The 13,496-nt window shown below is 38.8% G+C and carries 11 protein-coding genes; 5 read left to right on the top strand and 6 right to left on the bottom strand.

From position 1 onward, the window contains the following. Positions 1–220: 220 nt before the first annotated feature. The gene (locus J8M01_RS19250; protein WP_211058997.1) at positions 221–1,546 is read right to left on the bottom strand and encodes an SEC-C metal-binding domain-containing protein; all 1,326 of its coding nucleotides are present in this window, start codon (positions 1,544–1,546) and stop codon (positions 221–223) included. A gap of 360 nt (positions 1,547–1,906) precedes the next feature. Beyond that, entirely contained in the window at positions 1,907–2,872 is a 966-nt protein-coding gene (locus tag J8M01_RS19245; RefSeq protein WP_211058996.1) for a DUF5050 domain-containing protein, read from the bottom strand. A 119-nt stretch (positions 2,873–2,991) separates the two neighbouring features. Here J8M01_RS19245 and J8M01_RS19240 point away from each other — a divergent pair, with 119 nt between their 5' ends. Next, a complete protein-coding gene (locus J8M01_RS19240) occupies positions 2,992–3,237 on the top strand; it encodes a hypothetical protein (RefSeq protein ID WP_211058995.1) in 246 nt (81 codons plus the stop codon). Between the two features lie 75 nt (positions 3,238–3,312). On the opposite strand, the gene J8M01_RS19235 is transcribed toward J8M01_RS19240, so the two are convergent. Both J8M01_RS19235 and J8M01_RS19230 read right to left on the bottom strand, forming a co-directional pair. Beyond that, positions 3,313–5,199: a PKD domain-containing protein gene (locus tag J8M01_RS19235; protein ID WP_211058994.1), complete on the bottom strand. Its 1,887-nt coding sequence runs from the start codon at positions 5,197–5,199 to the stop codon at positions 3,313–3,315. 1,164 nt (positions 5,200–6,363) lie between these two features. Continuing rightward, positions 6,364–7,734, bottom strand: coding sequence for a hypothetical protein (locus J8M01_RS19230; protein WP_211058993.1), 1,371 nt, complete (start codon positions 7,732–7,734; stop codon positions 6,364–6,366). A gap of 328 nt (positions 7,735–8,062) precedes the next feature. On the opposite strand from J8M01_RS19230, the gene J8M01_RS19225 reads away from it, so the two are divergent. The 4 genes from J8M01_RS19225 to J8M01_RS19210 are packed head-to-tail and all read left to right on the top strand — an operon-like array spanning position 8,063 to position 11,558. Then, complete coding sequence (locus J8M01_RS19225; protein WP_211058992.1) at positions 8,063–9,175, top strand: hypothetical protein; 1,113 nt, start codon at positions 8,063–8,065, stop codon at positions 9,173–9,175. Then, on the top strand, positions 9,172–10,251 hold the full coding sequence (locus J8M01_RS19220) for a hypothetical protein (RefSeq protein ID WP_211058991.1): 1,080 nt from the start codon (positions 9,172–9,174) through the stop codon (positions 10,249–10,251). The genes J8M01_RS19225 and J8M01_RS19220 overlap by 4 nt, the downstream gene beginning before the upstream one ends. Positions 10,252–10,270: 19 nt before the next feature. Next, positions 10,271–10,696 (top strand): capsule biosynthesis GfcC family protein, encoded by a 426-nt coding sequence (locus tag J8M01_RS19215; protein ID WP_192508238.1) that lies wholly within the window; start codon positions 10,271–10,273, stop codon positions 10,694–10,696. A 10-nt stretch (positions 10,697–10,706) separates the two neighbouring features. Continuing rightward, the gene (locus J8M01_RS19210) at positions 10,707–11,558 is read left to right on the top strand and encodes a pesticin C-terminus-like muramidase (RefSeq protein ID WP_211058990.1); all 852 of its coding nucleotides are present in this window, start codon (positions 10,707–10,709) and stop codon (positions 11,556–11,558) included. 177 nt (positions 11,559–11,735) lie between these two features. Here the strand turns inward: J8M01_RS19210 and J8M01_RS19205 are convergent, their stop codons facing one another. Then, positions 11,736–12,485, bottom strand: a complete 750-nt coding sequence (locus tag J8M01_RS19205; protein WP_211058989.1) for a hypothetical protein — start codon at positions 12,483–12,485, stop codon at positions 11,736–11,738. 23 nt (positions 12,486–12,508) lie between these two features. Continuing rightward, positions 12,509–13,291: a CPBP family intramembrane glutamic endopeptidase gene (locus J8M01_RS19200; RefSeq protein ID WP_211058988.1), complete on the bottom strand. Its 783-nt coding sequence runs from the start codon at positions 13,289–13,291 to the stop codon at positions 12,509–12,511. Between the last annotated feature and the right edge of the window lie 205 nt (positions 13,292–13,496).

The raw sequence follows: 13,496 nt of genomic DNA, 5'->3' as shown, positions 1-13,496 counted from the left end.
CCAATGCCAACTGGACAAGTCAAAGATGCTGAGGGGGATGAGATTTATAAGCGCGGGTATGTGAGCGGGTTGAGGAAGTTGCTTTGAGGTGAGCGAATTCTAACCTGGTGGTTGTCTAAATGTCAGAAACGGACCATCAGCGTAAGTCGTTTCTGCCCCATTCAAAGTGAGGTACTGATAGAAAATATCCATTTTTGATCTTTTTTAGCGATGCTTACAATTAAGTAAGAAAATAACAACATTTTTTATACTTTATTCCACTGTTACATGGACACGGAGCGTTCCTACCAGTTTTTTTTCTTTTGTGTTTTTCCCCAAAGCGTTCTGAATAAAATTTAGTCAACTTTTCATCACTTCTTTTCTTTTCTATATCCATAAAATCTTGAAAATATTTCTCTTCATTTGCAATATCTTCTTCGTATAAGTGACGGTTGTATTGGAGTTCAGCCTCTCGCATAAAAATTTCTTTAAGAGGTCTTCGTTCTGTAATTCTTGTTCTTATTGGACGTAATCTACCTTCGGAAAAAGTAAACGAACTGAAATCACTAGTAATTTCCATTATTTTACTCTGTGAAAACTTTTCAGAAGATAGTTTTATTTTTGCTTTAGGATTATGGAAAATATATAAGCCATCAAATAAAGATTCGGGAGTAGTGGGTGTTACTTCCATTGGCATGCTGCGAATGAAATCCCCATCAATATTTTCATCAAGCAATTTGATCAAAATCGATGACTTGAATGATGGCATGCCTTGTGAAATGGCGAGTGAAGTAAGTTTGCCTAAGGTTAAATTACATGTAAATATAACTGCTGAAATGTCAGAAAATGACTCATCTTTAAAAATACCTAACTTTATATCTGAATCTGTATCAGGCTTTTTTATAGATTCTTTTACTTCATATTCGTACTTCTCTGGAGAAAAATAAATTCCATACAATAATGCTAGCATTGAATAAAACGATTCTTTTCCATATTCAATTTGGTCATAAGAAGCAAGAGCTATTACGAAAGGTTTAGTTTCATCTACCCAAGAAAGATCTCTATAACCTTTCTTTATTTTGCCATTATTGCTGTGCCCAATGTATTTTTTTAATTTCGATTGCATCGAGTTTGAGTGCCTGACAATAGCCTCATCAATTATTGAAGAAAACTCCTCATCACTGCTAAATTCCATCAAATTTTGAAGGAGGTGCTCATATGTTCGGCTACTCTCGGGTTCTCCGTCAGCTTTAATATTTGAAACAACAGCTTCAACGTTAAATCCATCTTCTCCATTTAATATAAAATCTGGCGCGTAGTGCTTCGGGTCGAAATCTATTGAAAACCCCATTTCATTAAAAGCTTTATGTAAATATAGCTCCCAAAATGATGAATGAAACGTAGTTTGGAACTCATTGACAAATTTACCATCTTTATCCTGAAAATTTATCGCCCAATCGCTAATAATGTCTTTTTCAATACAATACGCAGGTTCTGTGCAGAGCATCGAAAATTTATTGTGGTACTTACCGTCTTCCAATGGTAATTGAACATCAAATAATTTCATCTCGTTGTACTCTCATTAAATTATTATTTTTCAAAATAAACCTATTTTTTGATCTCAAAAGTAGCTTAACAGCAGGAGCATCAACTTTTAACCCCTAATAATGCAAAAATTTATTGCTTAATAACAATTACTTGTTTAGAGATTTCTAATACGTTTCTGTCCAAAAACGAGTTTACTGGCCGTCTACTTCTCGCTCTTAACTGCCTGTCAGGTGGACTCTTAACCAATCTACCAGAAATGTATTTTTAGATATGTTATTAGTTACTAAATTTGTAGACTTCCCTGACTTTGCTAGATACAGATAAGAGTACCTGTATCTAGATGATGATTCTTGCCAATACTCCGTTACGCCATGTTTGTTTATTGTTGTCTGGCGTGCGCTAACCTTTCTAGATAGTGCTTATCAACGTGATAGACAGTGGCTGTTTGAGACGCATTAATTAGCACTCTTTCAGTGGATGAGCCATCTTTGTCGACCTTATAAATATCATAAATTCCAAATACGTTCTGTGATGTAAAAAAGACTTTAGAACCGTCAGGAGACCAGGCAGGGTCACCATCTCTAATTCGGTTTCTAGTAAGCCGTGTTTGGTTGGAGCCATCGACGTTCATCACATAAACCTCTTGATTACCATCTCGATTTGAAAGGTAAGCGATTTGGGTGCCATCAGGCGAGATCTTTGGGTTGAAGTTATCTGTATCATCATTGGTAAGTTGGATCACGTTACTACCATCGATATTGGCAATGCTTATTTGCGCTGCAGCCGTTTTAGAAAAGCGGCCTTTAGAATGAAAGAGTAGTCGTCCATCGGGCATATACTCAGGAGCGCCTCCCTCTAATCCTTTTATCTGGTGTTGTTCGGTGCCGTCTGAGTTCATCAGCCAAATTCCTTCTTGCATGTCGCCGTTTTTATCAGTGTACTCTCGGCCGAATACAATGGTTTTCCCATCAGAAGAAAAAGCAGGGCCGTAGTCCCAAGCGTTTTTTAAATCGGTTAAACGGCGCATGTTGGTGCCATCGATATCAGCGGTGTGAATAGACCAAGTTTTTCGTTTGTCGTATTTACCATAAAAAGCAATTTGCTTACCTGTAGGCGAAACAGCAGGGTAGCCGCCTGCGTTATTAGGAACATCAATAATTTTTATACGTTTCTTCCCTTGTTCATCGCTCAAATAAATTGATTTATTATCACCTTCTTTGAACCCATAAATAATGGAAAAAGGTTGGGAAGTCACTTTTTCATTCGTTTGACATCCAGTCGTTACGCTAAGAAAGCAGATAGAAAACAGTAGACATTTTATTCCTGAAATTTTTTTAGATGACATAGAGCACCGTCTTTATTTTAATGAAAAATTTAGGGAAATTATAAAGATATTAAAGAGGTAAACATGACGTTTTACTGATTTTTCACTGATTCTTGACGCTATAGTATTTATAGGAGGTATTGAGTAACGGAGCGACTGTAGAATATCTGATCCATGATTTATTGGAGCAAGCATCTAGTTTTCGTGTAATTGAATTGACATCATACTTGAAGAAAGGGCGCCTGCTAAAATACTCTGCGTTAATAGCATATGATGCTGATATATTGGAGCTAAATAGTACTGTAAAGCAAGCGGCTGACCCGCATTATTTAGCGAATTATACACTTTCTAGTATTCAGCCACTAACCGTCACATCTATTTTATAAACGTGGAAATAAAAGGTTGAACCAAGTCAAGGCTAGCACTTTAACTCGGTTCAATCTTGTATTAGTTCAAATCACTTAATTACAGTTTCTCACCCATTTCCAAACAGCCCATGTAGACGAGTTATCTGCCGGAGACTGAGCTTGTGTCCACCATTTCGCTTCATAAACGCTGCCATTTTGAGACGCTTGGTCGCCTTTGAGGTAAACACTTGAACTATCCCATACGGCAACATTACAGTTGCTATCCGAAATGACGACTGAACTTGATTTAGTCGATTGTTCACCTTGTGCATCGGTCACTGTGAGTGTGACAGGGTAAGTACCTGCAGCAACGTAGGCATGAGATGGGTTTTGCATTTGGCTGCTATTGCCATCACCAAACGCCCATAAATACTCTATAACGCCTGAGTCATCTGTTGAAGCATCGGTAAAGTTCACTGCCAGACCATTAGTTGAATACGTGAAGTCAGCTACAGGAGCTTGGTTACCTGTTGCGGTGACTGTCACCTCAACTACGGCACTGTCTTGCGCGTTGCCGTTGTCTGTCACAACCAGCGAGACGTTATATGTTCCGGCTTGCTGATAGGTATGTGTGACTAATCCAGCAGTCGTACTTGTTGTACCATCGCCAAAATCCCACGCAGTCGCGACAATATTACCGTCAGAGTCAGATGACATGCTTGAATCAAAGCTGCATGTTAATTGCGAACACTGTGTCGTAATCTGAGCAACTGGCGGGTTATTGCCTGAGTTACCATTATCTCCTACTGGTAACACACCACCAAAATGGGTGGCTACTTTTGGCCAAATTAACTCAATACGTGTGCCGCGGTTTAATTTAGTTGTACACTGCGTGCTATTACCATAATGGTGTAGGGCAATAACATCGTTGTTTTTTGCCGACAGTACAGGTGAGCCTGAAGAGCCTCCGATGGTGTCACATTTGTAACCCATGTCTGTATCGCTACCACGACCCGCTGTGACGGTTTGGTCAATCTGACATAGCCCATTTGCGTTTAAGTCACTTTCAATTGCCAACTCTTTCGGGTTACCCGCACCATGCTGCGGGATATAGATACGCTCGCCTTGATTTTGTGCATTTGCATCTAGCCCAAAGTGGCCAAACTGTTTAATTTTTTCAAACTCTTGCACAGTAAATAAGGTGTAATCTAGCGCATAATCGGTGGCCAAAAGCTGATCGCCGTTTACTTTCACTGTGCTATTGGTTGTGCCAGTACCACAGCCTGTGCGCTGGTAATTAAACCACACTTCAACATTTTTGGTATCTGCTGCACTACTAAAGCAGTGATTGTTGGTAAACATATGATTATCGGCACCAACACGCCACGCAGTACACAGGCTACGACCACCGATAAGCAAGCGTGCAACAGGGCGGCTACGTTCATATTCAACCGGGTGAGACTCTTCCCAACAGGCAACGTCTTGACGCTCATTAACACCGCAAGTCGAGTTAGGCTGAATATCACCACTTTCAAAAATAGCGGCTCTTTCAGCTAATTCAAAATCAGAGAAGCCGGCATAGAAATCTTGTATTTCAACACCATGACTTTCGTCCCATTGTACTGAGCTAGGTGAAACTAGCGTTACTTTAACGGTGTCTGATGACACCGACATAGATGCTTTGACATCGCTGTCATTGTGGTCATAACGATAGCTTTCTGTACCTTCTAAATTACTGACTTCAATGTATGCGCCTTCAGGTAACGACAACTGCGCAAAGTTTATTTTAATAAACTGTGCATCAGGGTGATTAATAATATGCTCTTTAACATCTTGGGTGGTGATCCCAGCGTGCCCCGCATTAAGCGATAGCTGATGAGAAACAATTTTAGCGATGTCTGTTTTTTGCGCTGAGGCGTCTAATACACCAGCAAAAGTAGCTGATGACAAAAGCAATGCACATACTGGAAGCACGGCCTTGCGAACTTTACACGGTATCATAGGTATTATCCTTTAATTTTAGTTGTTGTGTTTTTGAACAAAACACAGAGAATGTATGTTAATTAAAGGTTTCATTCAAGTGTTTTAAATGTATCAAAGAAAGTGGGGTAGAATTTTTATTATCAGGAGTAAGTGACTTAGTGCTTTATTTTTGGGCGTTTTATTTAGATCAAGATTACGTTAATACTACAGCAAGGTATATAGCGTTTCTTGAGGTGGTGTATTAGACGAGTAAGAAAACACGCCCTTGTTAACTCCTGACACTAAACAGTCGAAATTCGATTCAATGGCTAATATGAGGAATATTATTACTCTGATCGAAGTCGGGGGTAATTAATATGACATTAATTACAAAGCAATTTAATACACCTCATTTAATATCTGCTTTTGGAAGTTTCTTAATGATATTTTAAACACCAGAATATTCTGACGCAGAAGCGTATGGCATGCTATGTTTTTGTGTTACTGAGATACGAAAGAACGCAAAACTACTTAGTAGCAACTATGTTAGTAGTTATGTTAGCGACTTGAAGGATGAGCTCTTGTTTGCTTTTGAGCAAGATGAATCGTTTTGGCATTGGCTAAATTCTCTAGGAGTAGTCACTTATGATTTTGATTGGGGGGCAAATGATCGTGATTGAAATGTGTGAAATGACTTATCCAACAGCTTATGATGACTTATCCAACAGCTTATGATGACATAGACGACAGCGGTGAAACCTGTCAATTATGAAATGTTGAAACTATAGATGAGAAAGAGTGTATGGGGGTATTATTTTCAGGTGAAATACCGCCAAATTATACTGAACTAAGCTCAGGTTATTTCCCTTATTTTGAACAGCTGAAAAGTCAGCGTTAATTTCATTAGTCTATGAGTTCCAAATTTTTTCTTTATAAAAACTAAGAAAAGGGTATTTGTTAACATGCTTGGAGTTAACGGTCACAGTATTGATGGTATATGTTCAACTATATAAACTATTCAATATCTATTATTAATTGCCTGATAGTTAAACATACTTTTTATTTTCCTAAGCAGTCATGTATAAGCCATTGCGGTATTAAGTCATTAAGATACGAATGCGATAATTTTATTCATATGCTGATCACTTTTTGACAGATTATAATTGACGCTTCCAAGTTTCATTGATGTAGCGCTTTTGTAGATTACTCTGCTACTGCTTCGTCCATCAGTTCAATCGCAACAATTTCAGAACGATTCATGGTGAGTTTGTAACGTTCTAGTTGCGTACTGTGATCGGTTGAAAAACGTAGTACAAGGTTAATTTGGTAGCGCCGTTCTACCGACTTTTTAGATACTTTTTGGCCTTCTAAGGTATATAGCTTTCCAGCACCTTTCTTCAGGTAGCGAACAAATGAAGCCATGTTGAAGGTAATACGCTGCTGCACTTCATCGTAACCGGGCAAGAATTCACTGACATGAACTTGATCTTTAGTACAGAAATGCATTAAATGTGCAGCCTGCTTATTTTGCTGTCGGCGTTGTTTAAATAGTTTATTAACCTCAGATGGTAGGTCTTTTTTGCGAATGTGCTCGAGCCAAATGGTTTGTGTGCAGACGATATCGTCACTCACGGAGTTTTTAAATCTATTACGCCATTTGGGGCGACCTCGCTGTATTAAGCGCCATGCCCATTGGGTTAAATCTTCTTTGAATGTTTCCCTGAGTCCATAAATTACACCTAGTAGCGCGATGAGGGCAACGGTAACCTCTTGAAAATTAGAGCGCGCGTTAAGCACAATAAACATCACAAATGCCATGATCACACCGGTTACGAGTCCTTTTACTAATCGCTTTAAGTTTAACGTTAAGTCAGTGGTTTGTTTATTAAACACCACCCCATATTCAATCAGTCGTTCGAGTAGCTTCATTTTATTGGTGATGCGATTCGGGTCGTCCAATGTCACTTGTGAGTTGTAGGTTTGTTCAGTTCTGTATTGGCTTTCTTGCTGACAAAAATCAATTAACGTGGCACGTTCTTCGCTAAACTCACTTGATTTAGGGCCTCTGGAGAGTAACTTTAAAAATGTTTGTTCGGTATGCCAGCTGAGGTAGTTGTCAGCATTTTGAAAATATGATTTGAGCTTGTTGTCGGGCGGGGTATAGCGCCTTAAACTTTTCAGTAAGCGGTCTGTTTGTTCAACTAACATAGCCACGGCAGGGAAAAATTCATCAGGCTCTTTAAGTTGTAGTGTGGCTTTCACATCGGCGTCTAGTGCGATTCTGAGCTGGTAGCAAAATAAATTTAAGTTGAGCCGATAACCGGTTTTTTCTCGCTTGGTTTGGCTGATAAAGCGACTATGAACCAATGGTAAATGTAATTGCTCAGAGTAGTAGGCACTATGAGATTTAATGTTGGCATTGAAGAAGTCGACTTCATTGAGTGTATTTGTATTGATCCCCATATCGGTTGGGATTGAAAAATACAGGTCGAGTTGATTGGTTTCTTTGGGAAGAAGTTGATAGTTGATCTTGAAGGATAAGTTCTCATCTTGACTTAGCTTTGCTCTACTCACTCTTAGTTACAGCCTCCTGAGTTAATGTCTTTTATAGTTTAGCACAAATGCTTGAGTTACATTGGTTTATGTTAAACCATATTGTTTAGCTTGAATCAAATTGAAGACTAACACATATAAAATATCGCCTTACTGAGTGACTTTTTATTACCCAGATGTATTTTTCTCTTGTGTTGTTACTAGGGTGAACTATTTCGAGCACTTTCATTGAGTCATTGTGGCTTCAGCATAGATTACTTGCGCTTTTTTAAATTATCCCCTATATCTGTATAGTGTTGTATGAAAATTGTACAGATTAAGCTCACTACTATTAACTATGGATGGTTATATGTTCACACCTCAGCAAAGTCGAAAGTCAGGGCAAACTTTTGTTAGTGGTTTAATCTTATTGACCATTTTTTGGGTGATTTTGTATGTTGTATCTCACTCTATGTCGGATGAACAGCTTAACTTCACTAAGATCAATTTGAGTGAATCTTACCGTCTCTCTCCACAAGGAGAATTCTTTCTTTATGATACCGTCGCGATTAATTGGGCAATGGGAGAAGCGAATGCATCGCCGATACTAAAACGTTTAAATGAGAGAACGAATCAAATAAGACTTTTGATGGAGAACCTTAGATTAAGCTCAGACCAATTAGCGAAAAGCTTAGGCCAGGAAAGTGACATAACTGCACTTTCAAAAAACAACCCTGTTACAGTTATTGATGATGCACTGGCTCATTCTCTGTGCGACCAAAAAAAGATTAGGTGTGCTGTTTGGGACCAGGCAAAAAGCAGTTTGCAACGTTTATCTGAAGAGCTAGCTTCGATAAAAAGCTTTGAAGAATCTAACAACATTATGAATAAATTATTAATTACGTTGTCTGATTTACAACAAAAAACCTATGCCCAACATTTAGATGCAAATGCACTTAGACTCAGTAATGCCCGTTCATTTTTTTGGTCAAGCCCAGCAGGTAGCTCAATTGAGATTATATTTTTTGCCGTATTTGGTGTACTAGCTAACTTGTTAGTGACTTCTGCTGAGTATCTACGCCATAACAACTTTAGGCCAAGTGAACGGTGGGTTGCTTACACCAAACTAGTTTATGGCCCGATTTTAGCGTGGATATTAGTGACGGCAATTGCTGTTGGCTGGTTTGATTTAGGTGAGTATGAAGTTGGTGTATATAGTCTACCGTTACTTGCCTTTATTCTTGGCTTTTATTCGCGAAAAACCGTTGCGTTATTTGATAAGTTCGGTAAAAAGTTACTCGGAGAAGCGGGTAAATCTATCGAAAAAGGACCTGCCCACATTGCTGCTAGGCGACGAGCAAGTTTTGAGCAATATTTACATTCATTACATCCTCGAGACTGTAATCAAATAAAGCAATCTGCTTTTGATATCCATAAGGATATTGTTAAAACCATTGTATTTGAAAAGGAAGCAAATAAATGAAATCTTCACTGCTTGTTTTTATGTTAATTGCGCTTTTTCTAAATGGTTGTATGAATACTTCACAAACAACACAAGAAGTTGCGAGCACCGTTATTGATACAGCCGAAAGTTTGCATATCAGGCATATTCAAACAATTGACGCTTATATTAAGTCATTAGAAGCCGCTAAGAGTGATACTGAACGCTTACTCAATGCAATACAAGGCGATCGAAAAAAGATAGTAAAGCTCAAAAAACAGATCATGTCTATGAGAGCAGAAATCTTAATTGGTAAGGCGTTACAGTCATACCACAACCAAGCACAAGAAGATATATTTAGTAAACTTGACCAACAGATTGAAGCTAACTTCTGGCCAGAAATCGTTGCACAGCATGCTGTATATCGAGATCAGGCCGATGCTTTTGGTGAAGAGATAAAGGCCCATCCTTGCAATAATCGAGATAGCGGTTGTACCAGTATTTCAGCTACTAATTTCAATATGATACAAACGAAATATCGAGATAGCAGTGTTGCTGCTGAATATATTTTGCATCTTGGCTACGAACAAGAGACGCTGATATGGCAAAACGCCATTGAGTCATATCAGAAACAAACAAAAATGATTGAAGCGGAAGTATTTCGGTTTTTAGCAAAGCAACCCAACGAACTTAATATCTCAGTTACGACCTTGGCTAATGAGTTAACGCAGGTCGACAATAAATTTGCTCAGACCATTACGCAGTTAAAACGTGAAAAAGCGCAAATAGAGCAGCACTGGGCCTCAACGAAAGGTGCCATGCAATTGTTACAAAAAGAGATTTCTAAACCGGCTGTGTGGAAGTTGATTTTAAAGGGAGCCTCTACACAAACTAAAGGTATTTTGGCCGGTTATAGTAGCAATATTAACCAAGCGGTCAGCGGCATATTTGGCAGTGACATTGGCAAGATTATGGGTGATAGATACCAAAAGAAAGTTATGGAAATAGCTGGTAGCGGTTTTGAAAAGTTAGAATTAGTCATAAATAAGACGATCGATAAAGCCACCAGTAAAGTCACAAAAAGTGTTGATGAATTTAGTCATTCAGGTCAAAATTAGATAAAAGAAGGAGTTACACATGCCTAGCTTTCGGCCACCAGATATTGATCCTGCATTAACTCAAGAAGCTCAAGAGGTTGTTAATGAAGCTTCTACCAAAATTGAAAACTGGCTAGTTGAAGCGTTTGGTAAACTTGAAAAGGATTTTGATAATAGTCTTGATGTTATTCAACAAAAACTAGATGTTGAAAAAAAAGCATTTATCGAGGAGGAAATGCGTCAAGCCAAGCAGTTTCAACAACAGCTTGAACAATTAAAGGCGGCAGCACGTTATCTTACCCCTATGGATCCTGACCAACATGATGTTATTGAAAAACTAAATAAACTCGTTGAGCAGGCAGATCGAGATTTAAATACACGTGAACAAAGGTGGACAAGCTTTGGTAGCAAAGCTGTGTCTATAGCGCACTCAGGAGTAAAAACGCTGCTTAAAGGAGCTATTTAAGGGCTAATGTATGTTGAAACTTGATGATGGCTTTAATCGTGGCAGAGTAGAATTTAGAGATGAAGTTCGACATTTGCAGCGTGTTTTAAGACTAATAGGTATTCGCTTGGAAGCAGATGGGTACTTTGGTGTTAGCACACAAGATGCGATAAAGAAGTTGCAGCAAGAAAACGCATTGATTGCATCGGGTGAAGTAGATAATAACACCTGGCTGGTGATTGAAAATAAACTCGTTGATGATGTTAAATCAGATGTAACCGAGCTAGAAGCACCTTCAGAAACAGTCATTAACTTGTTGCAGTCATTTCGAGGTGATTTGGCTTGGATACATACTCGTGAAGGGCATGCAGGAAAAGCTTACTGGCCAGGCGGCCACTCAGGGGTTACATTAGATCCGGGATTTGATTTAGGGCAACAAAGTAAAGATGAGTTTCTTAAACACTACACTCATATTTTGAACCAAACGCAATTAAACGCATGTATAGATTGTATAGGCTTAACAGGTAGAGAAGCGAAAAGTCATTTAAATAAGGCTAAAAATCTGATTGATATTCGTATTAGTAAAGGCCAAGCATTGCAAATACTGCCAGTAATTATTGACCCTTACTGGGTCGCTATTGGCAAGAGGTTTCCGCATTTGTTGCACGCAACAACTCCGGATAGTGTGCAAACAGCATTATTGTCTTTAGCCTTTAATCGGGGGGCTCATAATCGAGGACTAGATATTTTAAATACACCAATAGCGCAAGGAAACTGGAATGAGTGCGCTAATTTTATTGGGAGTATGCAGCAAAACCACCAATTAGAAGGGATCCGTAGGCGTCGCCGTATGGAAGCTGCATTAGTTCAAACGTCGAGGTAAACAATATTATTTGTTACATCATACCAATTTTAAAAGGTTAGGGGTGGCCTAAGCCTTTTAAAACAGTATTTATTGCAAATGTAAACTGATATTCCAACACTTCGCCCTCACTGTTACTTTAAAGTATGCCGGTTATGCTAAATTCTTGTTATTTAGTGTGAACGCTGTTTTTAAATTTTAGGGTAATGAAGGTTGTTTAACCATTCGAAAGTCAAGGAACTTTGTGTTAGATGATTCATCAACTGTCATAAAAAATGCATAGCTGCCTTTCACGACTCTTGAAATAGACTTAGCTACCCAAGGACCGTCTGGCCAAGTTTGTCCATAGTCTATATTTACGTGGAATTTACTGATCTTCACTAAAGACTCAGGTTTAAACGCTTGTTTCGAATATGTTTTCAATGACAAAAAGCGCATTGATTGTTTAGAAACCGTTAGCTCAGACGTTAACGCTGACATCAACCGTGCGTTGACTTTATTGTTGTCTACTTGCTCCACTGTGTCGTCAATATCTGCGCTGACCATAGTTGGAATATGGAATATCCACGTCGTTTCGGTTTCATTAATAAGTGCGGGGTTATCTGGAAATCTAGCGGAGTTAATTAATAAACTGCTTTCCCAGTTTAGCCCAGTTTGTGCTTCACGCTGTGTCGAGTTATCCAATAGTGTGATATGTTCTTCTCCACTTGAGGTTAAACTCAGTAACTTTGCAGTGGATTTTGATTCCCCTGTTGGTTCCTCGTGAACTTCTACAAATGAAATAGACTTGCTTGCCAGCAGCAATGCCCGATCAGACTCAACTTTAAGTAATGCCTGTTGGTAAGCTAATTGCGCGGCGGTCGTCGCTGTACTTTCGTTTTTATTCTCAGCAGCCATAATGGGCATAACGGCCAATGATAAAATTAATAATATTTTATATAGTGTCATATTTAACCTCTGCGTCTATTTTCTCAGTAGCCGTTTTGTTCTGTTACATGCAGCTGACTGGCTTTAATATAAAGCAAACCGGGTAATGTTGAGAGTAGTAAAAAAATCACAATGATCACAATATACCCAGTAAAACCAGGGCTTTGTAATTCATTCGTGTGCGGTACTAGATAGTCGTTAATGGTGCCAGCGCAATTGATTATGGTATGCACGATAATGGCAGGCCATAGTGACTGTGTGAAGTACACGAGCCCAGCAAAACCGATGCCGATCAAAGTCGCAAATATGACTTGTGCGCCAACGTCTATCATAGGCATATGGTATAGGTTACCAAGGTGCGCTAAACCAAACACGATGGCTTGGAACACAGCGGCAAGGAGTACGCCTTTCTTGGTCGCTCCCCAAGCTTTAAGTAATATGTAAAAACACATACCACGCATGAGAACTTCTTCGAAAAACCCAGTTGCAAAATTTGAAAAGAGCCAGGCAATTAGCACCTGCGTTGAAAGTTGTACTTCAGCCCAATTTGCACTTGTCATACTTAAAAGTGCAATGAGTAGTAGTGGGGTGGTACAAAGAAGCCACTTAGGGTGCCAAGATGAGTATGGTGAAGTGACCCCGACGCTTTTAGTCCAACCAAATTGTTTTAGCATACTAAGTATGGCAGCAGAACTGACCGTAATGAGTATTAATCTTGGCCAATTAAATAATGGAGCTGGGGTTGGCTCGAATACTTTGACAACAAATAATGCGCCGACAAACAAGCACGTCATGATGATGGTGACCATTGCAGGGTATATATGCATATATTTTTTAAGTTTGTTCAATTGTAAATTCACAGGTTGCGTTGATTTGGCGCTACAATATCGTAAATAGCGTAGTATCGCGTATTATAAAACTCTATAAGTTTCTATAATTTCATATTTAACAGTTGCTTACTGTTTTTTTTGAAAGGGAGAACCCATGATGTTTTATATGACCTAAACAGTAAAAATTGAATTGAGAACAAGC

Source organism: Pseudoalteromonas sp. MMG005, assembly GCF_018101015.1.
Lineage (GTDB): Bacteria > Pseudomonadota > Gammaproteobacteria > Enterobacterales > Alteromonadaceae > Pseudoalteromonas > Pseudoalteromonas aurantia.
Note: the sequence above shows the minus strand (reverse complement) of the source record. Positions and strands in the feature narration are given on the sequence as shown.